The sequence below is a fragment of the Niabella aquatica genome, assembly GCF_054779315.1.
On record NZ_BAAGYM010000018.1, the window covers coordinates 1 to 16,384 of the forward strand.

Consider the following 16,384-nt stretch of genomic DNA (forward strand, 5'->3'; position numbering starts at 1 on the left):
GTAAAAATACTCACCCAACAAACAAATGATGAATTTGACACCCTCTCTTAATGTACGAAAATAATCGTACAATGACTATCTTTTAATTTTCGGGAACACCCTATTGAAAAGCCCGAATAGGAAAAGCCTGTGCCATTTGATTTTATAAAGTGCAATAAAAGTTCCTGCCGTTGCAATGATTCCAAAAAAGGAAGCAATATTTGTTACCCCGTCATGGTTCATATTAGTAAAAAGAAAAAGTGCTGTTATCATAGATAGTGTTCCTGAAATTTGAATGATACGTTTCAGTTTCTTGTGAATGCATATGTGCTCAGGAAGCAAAAACCAGAAAAATGTAAGTGTTAAACAAAGAATGAACATTCCTGTAATGGCAATGGGTTTTGCAGGATTGTATTGACCATTAATTGCATTTTTATTTAGCAGGTTGCACCAGTAATTATTCATCCAGCTAAAACCTGCTGAGTTTTTGTCAACCTGTGAACCCCCCGGATAAAAAAGTGTCGCAACTATATACAGCACAACAAAAAGAATAGTACCGAAAAGCGGTGCCAATACCCAAATACTGTTTTGTTTCTTCAATTGCTATATCAGGATTTTGTTTCCTGTTCCTACTATTTTTACTTCATACTGGTAATCCACCATACATTCCCGAAAGGATCTTCTATGCCTCCGCTGCGTCCGTAATCCTGGTCTGCAAGCTCGTTAATGATCTTAGCACCGTTTTGTAATGCTATTGCGGCTGTTTCATCGGCATCTTCTACATATATAAAAAGATTGGCATTAGCTACTCCATAAAATTCGTTCACGTCTGCAACCATAATATTACAGCCGTTTATCTGTACTTCGGCGTGCATAATAAATTTATTGTCATTGTCGCGGTAGCTTTTAAACATTTCGGTAGCGCCAAATACATTTTTGGTAAACTCAAGGAAGCCGTCTGCATTTTTTAAAATGAGATAAGGCATTAGCGGCTGGTGCCCTTTAGCTATTTTCATAATGATTAATATTTATTTTTAATACAAAATTTGGACATATTACCGGTTGCAGATAACCCTTTCCCTCCTTTGCGGAGGAAGGTCTGAAGCACTTTTCAAGCACAATTTGCCAAGATTAAGACCAGGCAACAAATACCAGATGCCGCTATAAAGGTAGGCTTTATCGCACTAAGTATTTAAGGAGCAGGAATTCTATATTGAAAAGCCAGGGCAGTGCCAGCGCTGCTGCCCAAATAATAACAGTGAGTATTTTACCATTTAATGAAATATCCAATAAAAGATTCCTTTGTAAGGTATTATCGACCTCTGCGGCTATTTTGTCTTCTTTTTCGTGATAGTGATACGGTGCGCTAACAGGTATGTGCTGAAGCGCTGGTGTATGACGTACTACAACAGATCGTATATCCCAGTAATCTTTATCGCTTAACTCTTGGTAGGTTTTGTTGATATTGATGCCTGACTCTTCGATCTCTTTTTCAAGCCTGCCGGAGCTTCTGCCTGCAAAGAACCTGTAAATAAGCATTACAGGTAAGATCAGTAAAATATAAAACCTGCTGATGAAGGCAATAAACGCAGTAATCGCAGCAGATATGAAAATAAAAATATTGCTCAAAATACCTTCTTCCTTCAGAAATACACGATTGAATAGTTGGCCTCCATCTAAAGGATAAACAGGTAAAAGATTCAACAGGTTCGCCCAGATCAGTAACTGTGCAATCAATTGCAGCGGTACACCGTCTATATACCAGGATGGATGATCTTTTGATATAAAGTGAATAACGACACCCAGCAAGACGCCGGGTAAAGGCCCGGCCAGTAATATTACGGCGCTTTGCCGTTGGCTTATTTCTTTTTTGCTTCCTTTTACAAAAGCACCAATAAAAGGCAGGAACAGCATACTGACATCAGCATAGCGATAGTATTTCATTGCAATAAAATGGCCTGCTTCGTGCAACAGCACTACTCCAAAAATAACCAGCAACAGGTCCCACCTGCGCAAAAGTAAGTAGCCTATACCGAGGTACAGGATAATACTGTATAATCCCTTTAGAAATACGGTCCTGTTTTCTGTTGGATTTAAAGGAAATTTAGGCGGATAGCCGGCAGTTCCCTCCGGCGCTATACGCTCATGTTCCTGTTCTGACATATTACACAAAGAGCGGTTTTATTTTTTGATAGAGTGTGTCTGGCATCCGGGACCGCTGCATTGTTTTTGCTGTCATGAAAAACAGTAATACACTTCCTGTGGCCAGCAGCTCTTTTTTTTCATTATATACTTCCTGCAGAAATAATATTTTATGATCTTCAGGGAGTGTATTCAAAATCACCTTTATGGTTAGCAGGTCATCATACACAGCGGGTCGCAGGTATTTGCAGTTTACTTCCACTACAGGCATAATGATCCCTTCCCGCTCTATGTCGGCATAGCTGAATCCTAAGCTCCTGATCCATTCGGCCCTGGCTGCTTCAAAGTATTGGAAATAATGACTATGATACACCACGCCCATCTGGTCGGTTTCGGCATAGCGCACCCTTATTTTAGTTTCATATTGATACATAGAACTATTTGCCTATCTTTTTATCTAAACTATACCTGCCGGGCCCTGTAAGGAAAATAACAATAAAAACCGTTAAGAAAATTCCCGACAGTTCCCCTTCTCCATACAGTTCTCCGCTATGAGCAAAAAACAAAGCAACAACCATGGCTATAATTAGTGGTAAAGTGGCGAGCCTTGTTAATAAACCGATAATGATGAGGCCGGCACAAAATACCTCGGCAAAAACAGTAAGTCCTAAAGACGCTTTTGCACCGATATGAAAAGGATCGGCAAAACCTTTAGCCACTATAGCATTGAAGTTGGTGATCTTTTTTAAGCCGTGGTTCATTAACATAGCAGAGCCTGATATTACCCGCAGCAGCAAAAAGGCGATACTTACTGATGGCTCGGAATATTTACTGGTCATTAACTTCATAATTGTTTATTTTGAATAAAACAAACTTAGGGAATTTTAGCAGGATTCCTGTTCTTCTACCAGGACAGACGCACAAATTTAATCTGACAGATTGAGGTCTTTATAATATGGAGCGTGGTACGCCACGAATACGCGAATTAATATAGAAGATGGTTTTTAGTTAAAATAATATTAAATAATGCGCTTTTAACACCTGTTTCGTGTCCGATTAATATCAGGGTGGCCAAAATTCTGCAGGTTGATGCGTCCACCCTTTTAGAACAAAACTCAAAGGGCAATAAAAATTGAATTGCTATATTCGTTTTCAAATTGAGATGGAAAATGTTTGACCTTCTTACAAAATATTTATTTGAGTATAACAAATTGCGTGTTCCACAGGCAGGTTTTTTTGAGCTGGAAAAAAAAGAGGCGGATGCCAACTTATCCGCTGAAACGATTGCAGCTCCTGCATGGGAGGTAAAGTTTATTGCAGATAGTGATACGGCTGGTCCTGTTCCTGATGGCTTATGTAATTGGCTGGCAGTAAATAAAAATGTTACCAAAGAAGAGGCAGCCCGTTTATTTGAAGCGTTTGCAAATAACCTTAATGAGCGGTTGAAAAATGGAGAAAATGTTCGGTGGGAGGGACTGGGAGCATTGCAGGAAGTGGATGGAGCAGTACAGTTTACACCTTCGGCAGCTCATTTTTCTCCCTTTACCAATGTGACAGCCAAAAAAATTATCAGAGAAAATACCAGTCATGCCACATTGGTGGGCGATAAAGAAACCACCACTGCCCAAATGCGGGAACAGCTTCTCTTGCAAGATGAACGGAAGGGGAAGGGTACAACAATAATGTGGGTATTGCTTGCCGCTGCTTTAGCTGCCGCCGCATGGTATTTTTCGCAAAGCGGGTGCAATAAACCGGCTACAGGTAACAGGCAGAAAGTAGAAAGCATCAAACCAGAAGATACTTATAAGCTTCAGTAGCTGGTGCTAACCAGCAATATTGTTAAGTCTATTTTGTTATTTGGAAATCTTATCATGTGGACAGATTGATGTAAATCATCAGTTGAAGAGTAAGGGGCAAGGCCATACGAGTATAGGCGGAACGTTCACAAGGCCGGGGATGACGTACTTTATTCAATTATTCCGTTTGAAATAATTTATTTCGTCACCATTCCTGCTCTGCAATGGTATGGATCAGTTTTTTTTCACCTACGATCCACACCATATCGCCTTCTTCAAAGATCCAGGCAGATTCGGGATTCAAATATCTTTCCCCGTTGCGCTCTATACCTACTACCAGCCCGTGTGTAATATTCCGGATATCGCTTTCGCGGATGCTTTTGTTAACGAGGGGAGAACCCGCTTCTATGATCAGCTGCTCCAGCCGCATTTCTATTTCCCGGGTGTTTTGAATAACCTTTTTATCGGGCCTCAGCAGGGCATTCATTCTTCTTTCCTGGCTATCGGTGCAAATAATATATAGCTTATCATGCGGATAGATTTTTTCATCGCGCTCGGGCGGAATGATCGTATGAGCTCCACGCCTGATCATGGCCACGTTTATACCAATACGCTCACGCCATTGAAGGGCTTCAAGCGTTTGTCCTATTACGTTCACTGCTTCCGGGGAAACTTCGAACGTGGTAAGGTGCGCATCCCAGGGGGCAAGGCTCTGGTTCCTTTTCTGGGCGGCCTGCTCTGCTATTACCTTTTGCTGCTCAATTTCCCGGTTGTTAAGGTTTTTCACAAAGCGGTCCTCGATATTGTCATACATTTCCTGCAATCGTTTCCTGAAAATGAGTATCGATATTAAAAGTGCGATACCGAAATACAGGGCAATATCCAGAGAGTAAATGCTTCTTAACAGGAGAACGGTAAAGAATAAAGCCAGCAATACTTTTATAATACGCATGATCCATATAGGACCGTGATATTTTTGCTGCGTATAAATGCGGGCAAAAGGCTCTGTTTTCTCATTTCTAATCATTAACGCCCATATAAACGGTCCCATTGCTGCGGCAGTAAGCACAGCAGAGAAAAAACGCCCGAAATTATAGCTCAGCTCTTTTAGCCAGGGTAAAAGGAAGGTATTGTTAAGGGCTATAAGGGCAATAACAACCGCAGAGTAAACAATAGTGTTAATGATAAAAAATTTAAGCACATGGTTCCAGTCATTTATAGCTCTTAAAGCCGTAGCCTCTGAGCTATACCGGTTAAGCCTGGCCTGCCATTTGGGTGAAAGGTGGCTGTTGATCCAGTTGTATATTTTGGTGCTTGACAAAGTAAGCGATGGCGCAATAAAAATAGTGAGCGCCGAAACAGTAATAATAATCGGGTAGAGCTCGCTGCTGACTACATTATACTTCTGGCCCAGAGAGGCAATAATAAAAGAGAACTCACCAATCAGTGCAAGGCTCATCCCGGTTTGAATGGATACCCTGAGGCTGTTCCCTGATATAAAAGCTCCTAAAGATATAACAATACTTTTGCCGGCAATTACTGCTGCGGTTATAAGTAATATAGGCAGCCAGTGGTCTTTGATTACATGCAGATCGATCAGCATACCTACCGAAACAAAAAAGATCGCGCCAAACAGGTCCCTTACCGGAATAACAAGATGCTCAATCCTTTCTGCTTTAGTAGTTTCTGCCAGCAGCGATCCCATAATGAAAGCTCCCAATGCGGCAGAGAACCCGGCTTGTGAAGAAAGATACACCATCAGGAAACACATGGCTACGGCAACAATCAGCAGTATTTCGTCTGATAGAAAATTCTTGGCCCTTTTTAAAAGGGAGGGTATAAAAAGAATACCGCCTACAAACCATACAATAAGAAAAAACACCAGTTTTAAGACAGACATGCCCAGCTGCCCTGCATCAAAAGTATGGGTAGCTGCAAAAGTACCCAGCAATACAAGCAACACGACCGCAATCAGATCCTCGACCACTAAAATGCCGTACACCAGCTGTGCAAAATTCCGTTGTTTTAAGCCCAGGTCGGCAAAGCTTTTAACGATCACAGATGATGACGAAATAGTTAAGCAGGCACCCAGGAAAATGCAATCCATCAGGGGCCAATGCATCAGCTTGCCCAATCCAAAACCAATAATAGCCATACCTATGGCTTCAAAACCGGCTGCCGTTGTAGCCGAGCTGCCCATTTTAGCCAGCTTTTTAAAGCTGAACTCAAGTCCCAGGCTAAACAGCAGGAATATAACCCCGATCTCACCCCACACCTGCACATCAGTCATTTCATATACCTGGGGAGGAAAAATTTTGAAGTTGGGGCTTATGAGTATACCCGAAACAAGATAACCCAGAATAAGGGGCAGCTGTAATCTTTTAAAAATAATGGTTATAACAGAGGCCACGCCCAATATCAGGGCCAGGTCTGTAATTAAATGAGGTAAATGGTTCATAAAATTTATAATGTCGGCTTCAGTGCTACTATCATCTTCCTTGTGTCACTCTCTTGTGCTTTACAGCATCTATCATCCATAAAATATTCGAATAAAAAATAGTCAGCATTGACTGTTTGGTTTCCGGCGGAATATAATATTTTTTTTTGAAATGCTATGTGATTTTTAAAACACAGAGCAAATGCCGCTTACATGCAAGCCCGGAACCATTCATTGATCACTAATATTCCCTTTCCATCTGCCCGGAGATCACAACAATATTTCTGTGTATTTTAGTAAACCCTGTAAATTCCTTATGTTTAAAAAGTGTTAGGAATTCTCAAAACCAGGTCGTTATTTTTGCCACGTTTTAACAACCACATACAACAGAAAACATTAATGGGCAAGCCGCATTACGAGGCGCTGGATGGCCTGAGAGGCATAGCCGCCATAGCAGTGGTGATTTTTCATTGCTATGAAATCCTGACTCCTGATTTAACTCAAAACCCTATAGCGCATGGCTTTCTTGCTGTTGATTTTTTCTTTTGCCTTTCGGGTTTTGTAATAGGCTATGCTTATGATAGCCGCATATACCAGATTGGCGTAAAAAGGTTTTTTATCAACCGGTTAATCCGGCTGCAGCCATTGGTTGTGCTGGGCACGGCTTTAGGTTTGGCAGGATTATTTTCAGATCCCTTTACCATATCGCCTGTGCAGGAGTTTGGATGGTGGAAAATAATCATAGCAACGGTTTGCTCTGTATTGATGCTTCCATGTCCTGTATTGGGCAGGTACGGGAATGTATTTCCGTTAAACGCGCCGGCCTGGTCCTTATCAATGGAATATTTTATAAATCTTGTATATGCGCTAGTGCTGGTTCGCCTCACGAAAAAACTATTATTGATTTTTTTAATCATTGCAATAGCATTTATTATTTGGACAGGCTGGCACAGGGGAAACCTGCTGGGGGGATGGAATGATATTACTTTTGCAGATGGTTATGCAAGGGTAGTATTTTCTTTTATCGCAGGGCTGGTGGTATACCGTTTCAGGCTCACCATAAAAAATAAACTGCATTTTTTCTTTTACGCTGTTGTATTAGCTGCTGTTTTCTTGGTTCCGCATGTTGAAAACGATTGGATTACAGAAGTATTTCTGGTAATCCTGCTATTTCCACTGCTGGTAGCCTGTGGCGCCGGTTCGCATGTTTCGGGCAGGGTTAAGAAAATCTGTACTTTTTTAGGGGCTATTTCTTACCCCTTGTATATGACACATTACTGGATGATATGGATATTAGGCAACTATGCTGCTACTGATCCCGGTGAGCGTAACCTGTATTTATTTTCAGGGATTATATTGATACTTGCGCTGATCCTGGCATGGGCAACGTTAAAATTCTTTGATGAGCCTGCTCGCAAGTGGCTGACAATGAGATCTAAAGGAAAAATATCGAATCCGGAATCTTAAATCCGGAATTTATCTTACCTTTGCAATCCGTTAAAAAAAAGCGGATATTTCCTGAAGAGGCCCGAAAAGGGTTCCGCCGGTGCGGGAACGCCTCAAAGGTGTAACAATTAAATTAAACATTTACCATGCCTAAGGTAAAAACAAACTCAAGCGCAAAAAAGCGTTTTAAAGTAACAGCTACTGGCAAGATCACTCACCAAAAGAGTTTCAAACGTCACATCTTAACAAAAAAATCTACCAAACGTAAACGCCACATGCGTATTGACGGTGTAGTCGCTAAGCCCAACTTAGATTTTGTAAAACGTTTATTAAGGCTGAAATAAGCTCAGGCTTTCAGCTTTTAACTCTTTAACATTTAAACTTATTTAGATATGCCACGTTCAGTAAATGCAGTTGCTTCTAAAGCCCGCAGGAAAAAAATATTAAAACAGGCCAAAGGTTTTTACGGTAAACGTAAAAACGTATACACCGTTGCTAAAAACGTTGTAGAAAAAGGTATGACTTACATGTATGTAGGTCGTAAGTTAAAGAAAAGGGAATACCGCACTTTGTGGATCGCTCGTATTAACGCTGCTGTTCGCGAAGAAGGGCTGACCTACTCTCAATTCATCAACAAATTACAAACCAAAGGTATTGAGCTGGACAGGAAGGTGCTGGCCGATCTGGCTATGAACAATTCTGAGTCTTTCAAAGCTTTGGTAGCTTCGGTGAAATAACCGGTGCATATATTATTGCAGGAATTTTAAAATGGGTGGTGCTGTTGCGCCACCTTTTTTTTACTAAACCTGGTCAGATCGGGACGATCAGACCAGGTTTGTCCGGATGATGCCAGGTGCGACATTTTGAAATGCATCCAAGTTTAACGGCAGGCAATGTTGCTGTGCGAAGTCCGTCCCCCGCCAGAATGACCTTGTCGGGCTGGCGTACCGATCCGGGTGGATGGTCTTCGCTTCGCAACTCTATTCTGTCGCCTGTGGCTGCCTTTTTGAGCCGAAAAGGTTCCACATGCGCCCTTATTTGTATATAAATCATAACCTGTCCTGCCCATAGCGGGAGTTCAGACATATTTCCCTAATTTAGCGGTCAATTTTGTAAACCAATAAGTGCCGGAGCAGCCGGTGTTATGGCTAATGAATAACTCTTATTTAGGGCTGGTAGAACAGACCTTTAACTTTCCGCAGGAGGGAATTGACGTTAAAAAAGGCGACCTTATTTTTAACGGCATAGATTATAAGGCTTTAGTGAAGAAATACGGCACCCCGCTAAAAGTGAGCTACCTGCCTAAGATCGGAATCAATATTAACAAGGCCAAACAATACTTTGCCAATGCCATGAAGAAGTACAAGTATGAAGGCAAGTACTTTTATACTTATTGTACCAAAAGCTCCCATTTTTCGTTTGTGGTAGGCGAAGCGCTTAAGCATAATATACACCTCGAAACATCGTACGCTTATGATATTGATATTATCAACCAGCTGTATAAACGCCGCAAAATAACCAAGGATATTAATATTGTATGTAACGGATTTAAGCAAAAAAATTATACGTCGCGCATAGCAAAGCTGATCAACAGCGGGTTTAAAAATGTGATTCCTGTGCTGGATAATAAGGAAGAGCTGAATTTGTACAAACGCAGTATAAAAAGCAAAGAACCTTTTAAAATAGGTATCCGTATTGCTGCGGAAGAAGAGCCTACTTTTCCTTTTTACACATCAAGACTGGGTATTCGCGCCAAAGATGTACTGGAGTTTTACGTGGATGAGATAGAGGGAAATGAAAATAAGTTCCAGTTGAAAATGCTGCATATTTTTTTGAACAAAGGGATTAAAGACGATATTTATTACTGGAGTGAGCTGCGTAAAAGCATCAACCTGTATTGCCAGCTAAGGAAAATATGCCCGGAGCTGGATTCACTGAATATTGGCGGAGGATTTCCTATTAAGCACAGCCTGGCTTTTGAGTACGATTACCAGTTTATGATCAATGAGATCATCAGCAATATCAAATCTGCCTGCAAAAAAGCCAAGGTGCCTGTGCCTAATATTTACACGGAATTTGGCAGTTACACAGTAGGCGAAAGCATGGCCCATATTTACAGCGTGATAGGGGAGAAACGCCAGAACGACCGTGAAACCTGGTATATGATCGATTCTTCTTTTATCACCACGTTGCCCGATACCTGGGGAATCGGTGAAAGATTTTTAATGCTGCCTATTAATAAATGGGACAATGAATACCAGCGTGTGGTGCTGGGTGGCATCACCTGTGATGGTCACGACTACTATGACAGTGAGGAGCATATTAACGAGGTGTTTCTGCCCAAGATTAAAAACGACAATGGGGTAGGCAACTCGCCGGTAAGGCCTGTGGATGCGCTGGACCTTGAAAAGAAAGAAAGCACTGAAAACGATGAACCATTATATGTAGGCTTTTTCCATACCGGCGCTTACCAGGACCAGATAAGCGGTTATGGAGGTATTAAGCACTGCCTCATTCCTTCTCCCAAACACGTGATTATCGAATACGATAAAAACGGGGAGCTGGAAGAATGGGTGTATGCCAAAGAGCAGTCAGCTCAAAGTATGCTGAAGATACTGGGGTATTTGAGATAAATTTCTATTGCAGGCTGAACGTGCTTCTTCGGTACTCGCTGTTTATTGCTTGTTTGAAATTTCATATTTAATATTGTCGGTTTACTGGTTCACAATTTAAATCAGCTATGATTCACACGAAATCACTTTTAATATTGGCAGCTATTGTCTTTCTTTCCTGTAACAGAAATGCGGCGCCACTTGTAAGCACCATGCACACCGAGGGCCTGCATCACAAATGGGAAATAACAAAAATGAAGGATCGGGAGCAGGGACTAACGGCGTACATAGATCTGAGGGATGTGTATAGAGCAGGCGCAAGCGCCGGATGCCGCTATTTTTCTTTCACACCAAAATTTGGTCACGGCAACAGAATAAAGGTAGATAATATATCTGTCCATCTTTCCCGATGCATAGATAATAATACAGATCATCTGTTTCAACACCATCTTGAAAAAATATATTCTTTTGCTGTTTCGGGAGACCGGCTAAAGCTCTTTGCAAAAAACGGAGCGTTGCTTTTTGACGCTGAAAAAGCAATGGATGATGAAAACAGTTCCGTTACACGTAAATGGTATATTCAGCAAATGATCAACGGTGATAATGAACAGATGCTGAAAGATAAGGCCTATCTGGATCTCAGAGATCCGGACAAAGCTTCTGCCAGCGCAGGTTGTAACCGGTTTTCTTTCAGTGCTGCGGCCGACAGTACTTATCGTATCAGCATCAGTACAGCCATAAGTACCCGAATGTTTTGTAAAGATGCGGCTATGAATGAAGCCGTATTAACAAAAGTTCTGCCATTGGTGAATAAATACCAGGTGATCGGCAACAAACTAAAATTGTTTGATAAGGAAGATGTACTGTTGATCGAGGCAGTGGCAGAACCCGGGCAGCCGCTATAATTTCGAACATCTTCCTGCTTTGGTAAGCTATAGCGTTTTTTTGTTTGCAGGCTGTACTTTTATAAATCAAAAGCTACGGGCCGACTGTGACAGAAAAGCCGGATTATCCCATGTAAAAAGATCTACAGGATACAGCGCCTCTAAAAAACGAGAGGCTGTTCTGTAAAGATAGCCGCCTCTCAAACCAATTCTGCGATTACAGCTGTTATCTTATTGTTGCTTTGATTGCCTGCGATGCTGATGTTTGCCCGTCGATATCCACCTGTACAATTCGTACAAATATTTTTTGATCATTTGATATTTCTATAGCAGCGTCTGATTTGCTGCAGGAAAATAAGGTAGCGCTGATTAGTATAACAAAAAGCCTTGTTACTATCCTGTACCTGTTCCTTTTATAATACATGATGCTTCCTCCTGCCAGTAACGCAAGTGCAAGCCCGCCAGCTATAGCTTTAGCAGGAAGCATGTAGGAAAAATCATAGCTCAGTTCTCTGGTCGAGTTGCCATTAACAGCTGTGCTTTTTACTTCACCGATCTTTGTAAAATTCCTGCCATCGTCAGATACTTCAATGTTGAAGTGATGATTATTAGTTTCAGAAAGAGTAGACCATTGTACTACCAGGGTATTATTAACAATTTTGGAGCTGATTGCACCAAAAGTAACGGGCAGGGACTGGATGTCCTGTTTTAAAACGGGATTGCTGCCAGCACATGGAGAGGAAGTGCCTAAAGTAGCCTGGCCAGTTTTTTTATTAGAGATAGAACCATTACCGGCATCGGGGGCATTTAAAGAAATACCGGTGCTTTCTGTAAGCGCATTCGAGCTCTGAAATGTACCTGTTACTTTAATATACCCGCTTCCTTCTACTACGTTACGCTCACTATAATTATAAAAATCCCTGGTATAGATTGCTCCCGGACAGGCCATTGTATTAGGCCTGTTATGAAATTCAACCCTTCCCAAAGCATTAATAAATCCTTTGATGCTATTATTGGGATTTTGAAATTTAAAATCTGTGGTATTTACTATTCCTCCCTCATTTAGTGTAAAGTTGCCGCCATTGCTGATAATACTATTCACAACATTTAAGGTACCGTTTACGGTCAGTTTTCCGCTGGTTACAACATCTGCAGCCGAAACAACGCTGTTTTCGTTTATAATAAAACCTGCCTGCCCGGGATTCAGGGCTAATTTACCCACCCGGAATGATGCTGTACGGTCAATTGTTACCACAGGTGCAGGGGCAGACCAGCCATTCATTTCATAGGTGCCGGTAATTTGTATAGCCGAGTTATAAGGATAGGTAATGCTTGTCTGGGTTTTGAATGAGCCATTTATGGTAAGTTTAGCGCCTTCAGCAAGTACAAGGTTCCCGTCTAACTGAAAGGAAGTGGAATTAATGCTAAGCTCACCCTTAACGATTAAGTTACCCCCGGCATAAGAAGCATTACTAAACGTTACAACAGCGCCTGGTTCAATAGTTACAGTTTTTCCGGCAGGCCATTGAATGCTATTCGCTGTATGTGTTCCCGGTCCGAAAGTATAACCTTCTGCCTGCCATCCGTTTTGGGCATGGGAGAACATAAATAAGTGCACAATGTTTAACAGCAAAAATATTTTTTTCATTTGAAAATGTTTTGAGGACTGGTTCTTTAAAAGGGTTTAGTGCTTAAGCAATGCGAAACTATACAGGGGAAGAAAGGGGTAGAAGTGGTATTCGATGAACCGGCTGTTTTATTAGCCGGGCCCTTTATTTTTTTCGATGAGGCATTTTAGCTTTTTCTCATAACGATATATATGCTGGTGTTTCCAGGTATTTATAATGGCGCCGGGGATGGTTAAACTTATAGTATCAATGGCGGCTGATCTTAAAAGGCGTACGACAAATCGCTCTTTTTGATACAAACTTTTATTATGGCAGGAATTCTGCTCCCTCTGCTTTGAAGAGGGGTCGGGGGTGAGGTCTGACTAAACAGGTTTAAAATATGTGAATTTGTCGTACACCCATCTTAAATTAGCAAATCTCAAATCTCATATTTTCCTTACCTTTGCACCCTTAAATTCAAGGCTTATAATGCTTTATTCGTAAGTCATTGTAAATCATTTGTTTTTAGAAAGTAAAAGTTTATAATTCAATTAAGAATAATCATGGCAGATTTAAAATTTCAAAGAAACTTTGGTATTGCCGCTCATATTGACGCTGGTAAAACCACTACAACAGAACGTATTTTACGTTACACCGGTATGATTCACCGTATTGGTGAGGTGCACGATGGTGGTGCTACTACAGACTGGATGGAGCAGGAAAAGGAGCGTGGTATTACCATTACTTCTGCTGCCGTAAGCTGTAAATGGAACTTCCCTACAGATAAAGGGAAAGCTGTTGCAGGAACTACTAAAGAATATTCTTTTAACATTATCGATACTCCCGGCCACGTAGATTTTACTGTAGAGGTAGAACGTTCTATGCGGGTACTGGATGGCCTGATCGCGCTGTTCTCTGCGGTAGATGGCGTAGAACCGCAATCTGAAACAGTATGGCGCCAGGCTAACCGTTACAGGGTTCCCCGTATTGGTTTCGTAAATAAAATGGATCGCCAGGGTGCTGATTTCCTGAACGTGGTAAAACAGGTTCGCGAAATGCTGGGCTCAAAAGCGGTGCCTTTACAATTACCTATTGGAGCAGAAGATAACTTCCAGGGAGTAGTAGATCTTATTCGAATGAAAGGTATTATCTGGGATGTGGAAACAGAAGGGATGACTTACCAGGAGATTGACATCCCTGCCGACATGATTGAGGATGCAGAAGAATGGAGAGCCCATCTGGTTGAAGCGGTTGCTGAATATGATGATGCCCTGATGGAGAAATTTTTTGATGATCCTAACAGCATTTCTGAAGATGAAATACATACTGCCATCCGTAAGGCTACGATCGACCTGAGCATTGTACCGATGATGTGCGGTTCTTCCTTTAAAAATAAAGGGGTACAAACTGCCCTGGACGCGGTTTGCCGTTACCTGCCTTCTCCGGTAGATGTTGAGGCTATTGAAGGAACAGATCCTAACGATCCTGAAAAGAAATTAATACGCAAGCCTGATGCAAAAGAGCCTTTTGCAGCGCTGGCTTTCAAAATCATGACAGACCCCTTCGTAGGGCGCCTGGCATTTTTCCGTTGCTACAGCGGTCATTTAGACGCGGGTTCTTATGTATTGAATGTACGCAGCGGTAAAAAAGAGCGTATCAGCCGTATCATGAAAATGTTCGCTAACAAACAAAACCCCATCGATTTTATCGAGGCTGGTGATATTGGTGCAGCAGTAGGTTTCAAAGAAATTAAAACCGGTGATACCCTTTGTGATGAGAACCACCCGATCACTTTAGAGAATATGTTCATTCCTGAGCCGGTGATCTCTGTGGCAGTAGAGCCTAAAACACAAGCAGACGTTGATAAAATGGGTATGGCTATTGCCAAGCTGGTGGAAGAAGATCCTACCCTGCGTGTAAAAACAGATGAAGATACGGGTCAAACCATTCTAAGCGGTATGGGTGAGCTTCACCTGGAAATCATCGTAGACCGTATGCGCCGCGAGTTTAAGGTAGAAGTAAACCAGGGCGCTCCGCAGGTGGCTTATAAAGAAGCATTCAACACCACTATTGAGCACCGGGAAACTTTGAAAAAACAAACCGGTGGTCGCGGTAAGTTTGCCGATATCCAGTTCAGCATTGGTCCTGTTGATGAAGAATGGCAAAAAGAAAACCCTGATAAAAGCTACCAGTTTGTAAACGATATTTTTGGTGGTGCTATTCCGCGTGAATTTGTACCGGCTATCCAGAAGGGTTTTGAGTCTGCCATGACAAGTGGTGTACTGGCTAACTATCCGGTTGATAATATGAAGATCCGTGTATTTGATGGTAGCTTCCACCCCGTGGATTCTGATTCTATGTCTTTCGAACTTTGTGCCAAACAAGGGTTCCGTGAGGCAGGCAGAAAGGCTAAGCCGATCCTGTTAGAGCCAATTATGAAAGTAGAAGTACTGACTCCTGAACAATATATGGGTGATGTAACTGGTGACCTGAACCGTCGTCGTGGTATGATGGAAGGTATGGATACACGCGCAGGTGTGCAGGTAATTAAGGCGAAAGTTCCGTTGAGCGAAATGTTTGGTTATGTAACTCAATTACGTTCTTTATCTTCTGGCCGTGCCTCTTCTACTATGGAGTTCTCGCACTATGCACCAGCTCCTAACAATATTGCGGAGGAAGTGATTGCGAAAGCAAAAGGTAAAGTAACGGCATAGTGGGTGAATAGTGAGTAGGAAATAGGTAGTTACTAATTATAAAATAATAAACCCCGGCTGATGGCTGGGGTTTATTGTATTTTAGGAAGTTCTATTGAGTACATGATGAAAATCTATCATTTGCTGTTGCGTTTTACTGGATGCTTTCGTCTAAAGATGAACAAAACTTTCAGAATCTTAATATTTGCATATGAAAAATATAATACTATTTATAGGTGTTTGCATAATGGCCCTGTCAGCATGCAGCAAAAAAGGGGTTAATAAACAGTATTCTTATGAAGGTGACTCCTATTTGCCGATGGAAGTGGGAAACTACTGGCGCACAAACGATGAAAATTACATCAAAATAACCGATACGAAAATGATAGACAATGGACTGTTCTATGAATTTTCATCCCGTATTGGCGGAGATGTCTTTGGCAAAAATTACTATCGGATAGATAAAGACAACAATCTTATCGAAAAGTTTCCTGATCACCCGGGCAGTGTCTATACCCATGCAAAATTTGGAGCAAAAGTTGGTGATGTGTTTTATACTACCGGAAAAAAAGATTGGAACGACCTCTATGTAAAGATAACTTATAAGGGCGATGAACAGATAACCTTTGAATACGATATGATCAATCACCCAAATTTGAAAGGGCAAAAAAGCTATAGGAGCTTTAAAAGAGGGTTCGGATTTGCCCAGAACTGGAAGGAAGTGAAAATTGGCGACAAAGTGTATAAATTCTGATTAGCTTGGTGTTGCTATACATCTGAATAATAAA

The 16,384-nt window shown here is 41.5% G+C and carries 14 protein-coding genes; 8 read left to right on the plus strand and 6 right to left on the minus strand.

Going from position 1 to position 16,384, the window contains the following annotated elements; genetic code table 11:
• Nucleotides 1–617: 617 nt before the first annotated feature.
• The 4 genes from ACYVBM_RS14935 to ACYVBM_RS14950 all read right to left on the minus strand — a co-directional run bounded on the left by ACYVBM_RS14935 (nucleotide 618) and on the right by ACYVBM_RS14950 (nucleotide 2,969).
• The gene (locus ACYVBM_RS14935) at nucleotides 618–995 is read right to left on the minus strand and encodes a VOC family protein (RefSeq protein ID WP_460686485.1); all 378 of its coding nucleotides are present in this window, start codon (nucleotides 993–995) and stop codon (nucleotides 618–620) included.
• A gap of 160 nt (nucleotides 996–1,155) precedes the next feature.
• On the minus strand, nucleotides 1,156–2,142 hold the full coding sequence (locus tag ACYVBM_RS14940; protein WP_460686486.1) for a site-2 protease family protein: 987 nt from the start codon (nucleotides 2,140–2,142) through the stop codon (nucleotides 1,156–1,158).
• Between the two features lies 1 nt (nucleotide 2,143).
• Nucleotides 2,144–2,554, minus strand: coding sequence for an acyl-CoA thioesterase (locus ACYVBM_RS14945; protein ID WP_460686487.1), 411 nt, complete (start codon nucleotides 2,552–2,554; stop codon nucleotides 2,144–2,146).
• A gap of 4 nt (nucleotides 2,555–2,558) precedes the next feature.
• On the minus strand, nucleotides 2,559–2,969 hold the full coding sequence (locus tag ACYVBM_RS14950) for a DoxX family protein (RefSeq protein WP_460686488.1): 411 nt from the start codon (nucleotides 2,967–2,969) through the stop codon (nucleotides 2,559–2,561).
• A 321-nt stretch (nucleotides 2,970–3,290) separates the two neighbouring features.
• On the opposite strand from ACYVBM_RS14950, the gene ACYVBM_RS14955 reads away from it, so the two are divergent.
• Entirely contained in the window at nucleotides 3,291–3,938 is a 648-nt protein-coding gene (locus ACYVBM_RS14955) for an HU family DNA-binding protein (RefSeq protein WP_460686489.1), read from the plus strand.
• A 184-nt stretch (nucleotides 3,939–4,122) separates the two neighbouring features.
• Here the strand turns inward: ACYVBM_RS14955 and ACYVBM_RS14960 are convergent, their stop codons facing one another.
• A complete protein-coding gene (locus ACYVBM_RS14960) occupies nucleotides 4,123–6,375 on the minus strand; it encodes a cation:proton antiporter domain-containing protein (RefSeq protein WP_460686490.1) in 2,253 nt (750 codons plus the stop codon).
• A 306-nt stretch (nucleotides 6,376–6,681) separates the two neighbouring features.
• Here ACYVBM_RS14960 and ACYVBM_RS14965 point away from each other — a divergent pair, with 306 nt between their 5' ends.
• From ACYVBM_RS14965 to ACYVBM_RS14985, 5 genes are all read left to right on the plus strand, one after another.
• Complete coding sequence (locus ACYVBM_RS14965) at nucleotides 6,682–7,821, plus strand: acyltransferase family protein (protein ID WP_460686491.1); 1,140 nt, start codon at nucleotides 6,682–6,684, stop codon at nucleotides 7,819–7,821.
• 125 nt (nucleotides 7,822–7,946) lie between these two features.
• Nucleotides 7,947–8,144 carry a 50S ribosomal protein L35 gene (gene rpmI / locus ACYVBM_RS14970; RefSeq protein ID WP_460686492.1) on the plus strand — a complete coding sequence of 66 codons (198 nt, stop codon included), beginning with the start codon at nucleotides 7,947–7,949 and terminating at the stop codon, nucleotides 8,142–8,144.
• A 48-nt stretch (nucleotides 8,145–8,192) separates the two neighbouring features.
• Nucleotides 8,193–8,537, plus strand: coding sequence for a 50S ribosomal protein L20 (gene rplT, locus ACYVBM_RS14975; RefSeq protein WP_460686493.1), 345 nt, complete (start codon nucleotides 8,193–8,195; stop codon nucleotides 8,535–8,537).
• Nucleotides 8,538–8,951: 414 nt separating this feature from the next.
• On the plus strand, nucleotides 8,952–10,433 hold the full coding sequence (locus tag ACYVBM_RS14980; RefSeq protein ID WP_460686494.1) for a type III PLP-dependent enzyme domain-containing protein: 1,482 nt from the start codon (nucleotides 8,952–8,954) through the stop codon (nucleotides 10,431–10,433).
• A 107-nt stretch (nucleotides 10,434–10,540) separates the two neighbouring features.
• Nucleotides 10,541–11,317, plus strand: coding sequence for an META domain-containing protein (locus tag ACYVBM_RS14985; protein ID WP_460686495.1), 777 nt, complete (start codon nucleotides 10,541–10,543; stop codon nucleotides 11,315–11,317).
• 205 nt (nucleotides 11,318–11,522) lie between these two features.
• On the opposite strand, the gene ACYVBM_RS14990 is transcribed toward ACYVBM_RS14985, so the two are convergent.
• A complete protein-coding gene (locus ACYVBM_RS14990) occupies nucleotides 11,523–12,944 on the minus strand; it encodes a hypothetical protein (RefSeq protein ID WP_460686496.1) in 1,422 nt (473 codons plus the stop codon).
• A 522-nt stretch (nucleotides 12,945–13,466) separates the two neighbouring features.
• On the opposite strand from ACYVBM_RS14990, the gene fusA reads away from it, so the two are divergent.
• Complete coding sequence (gene fusA / locus ACYVBM_RS14995; RefSeq protein ID WP_460686497.1) at nucleotides 13,467–15,617, plus strand: elongation factor G; 2,151 nt, start codon at nucleotides 13,467–13,469, stop codon at nucleotides 15,615–15,617.
• 190 nt (nucleotides 15,618–15,807) lie between these two features.
• Entirely contained in the window at nucleotides 15,808–16,350 is a 543-nt protein-coding gene (locus ACYVBM_RS15000; protein ID WP_460686498.1) for a hypothetical protein, read from the plus strand.
• Nucleotides 16,351–16,384 lie beyond the last annotated feature (34 nt).

Excerpts from the sequence above, each read along its gene's own strand:
- ACYVBM_RS15000 (WP_460686498.1), top strand. The coding sequence starts at position 15,808 with ATGAAAAATATAATACTATTTATAGGTGTTTGCATAATGGCCCTGTCA.
- ACYVBM_RS14990 (WP_460686496.1), bottom strand. The coding sequence starts at position 12,944 with ATGAAAAAAATATTTTTGCTGTTAAACATTGTGCACTTATTTATGTTC.
- ACYVBM_RS14960 (WP_460686490.1), bottom strand. The coding sequence starts at position 6,375 with ATGAACCATTTACCTCATTTAATTACAGACCTGGCCCTGATATTGGGC.
- ACYVBM_RS14955 (WP_460686489.1), top strand. The coding sequence starts at position 3,291 with ATGTTTGACCTTCTTACAAAATATTTATTTGAGTATAACAAATTGCGT.
- ACYVBM_RS14985 (WP_460686495.1), top strand. The coding sequence starts at position 10,541 with ATGATTCACACGAAATCACTTTTAATATTGGCAGCTATTGTCTTTCTT.
- rpmI (WP_460686492.1), top strand. The coding sequence starts at position 7,947 with ATGCCTAAGGTAAAAACAAACTCAAGCGCAAAAAAGCGTTTTAAAGTA.
- ACYVBM_RS14980 (WP_460686494.1), top strand. The coding sequence starts at position 8,952 with ATGAATAACTCTTATTTAGGGCTGGTAGAACAGACCTTTAACTTTCCG.
- ACYVBM_RS14945 (WP_460686487.1), bottom strand. The coding sequence starts at position 2,554 with ATGTATCAATATGAAACTAAAATAAGGGTGCGCTATGCCGAAACCGAC.
- ACYVBM_RS14940 (WP_460686486.1), bottom strand. The coding sequence starts at position 2,142 with ATGTCAGAACAGGAACATGAGCGTATAGCGCCGGAGGGAACTGCCGGC.
- ACYVBM_RS14950 (WP_460686488.1), bottom strand. The coding sequence starts at position 2,969 with ATGAAGTTAATGACCAGTAAATATTCCGAGCCATCAGTAAGTATCGCC.
- fusA (WP_460686497.1), top strand. The coding sequence starts at position 13,467 with ATGGCAGATTTAAAATTTCAAAGAAACTTTGGTATTGCCGCTCATATT.
- rplT (WP_460686493.1), top strand. The coding sequence starts at position 8,193 with ATGCCACGTTCAGTAAATGCAGTTGCTTCTAAAGCCCGCAGGAAAAAA.
- ACYVBM_RS14935 (WP_460686485.1), bottom strand. The coding sequence starts at position 995 with ATGAAAATAGCTAAAGGGCACCAGCCGCTAATGCCTTATCTCATTTTA.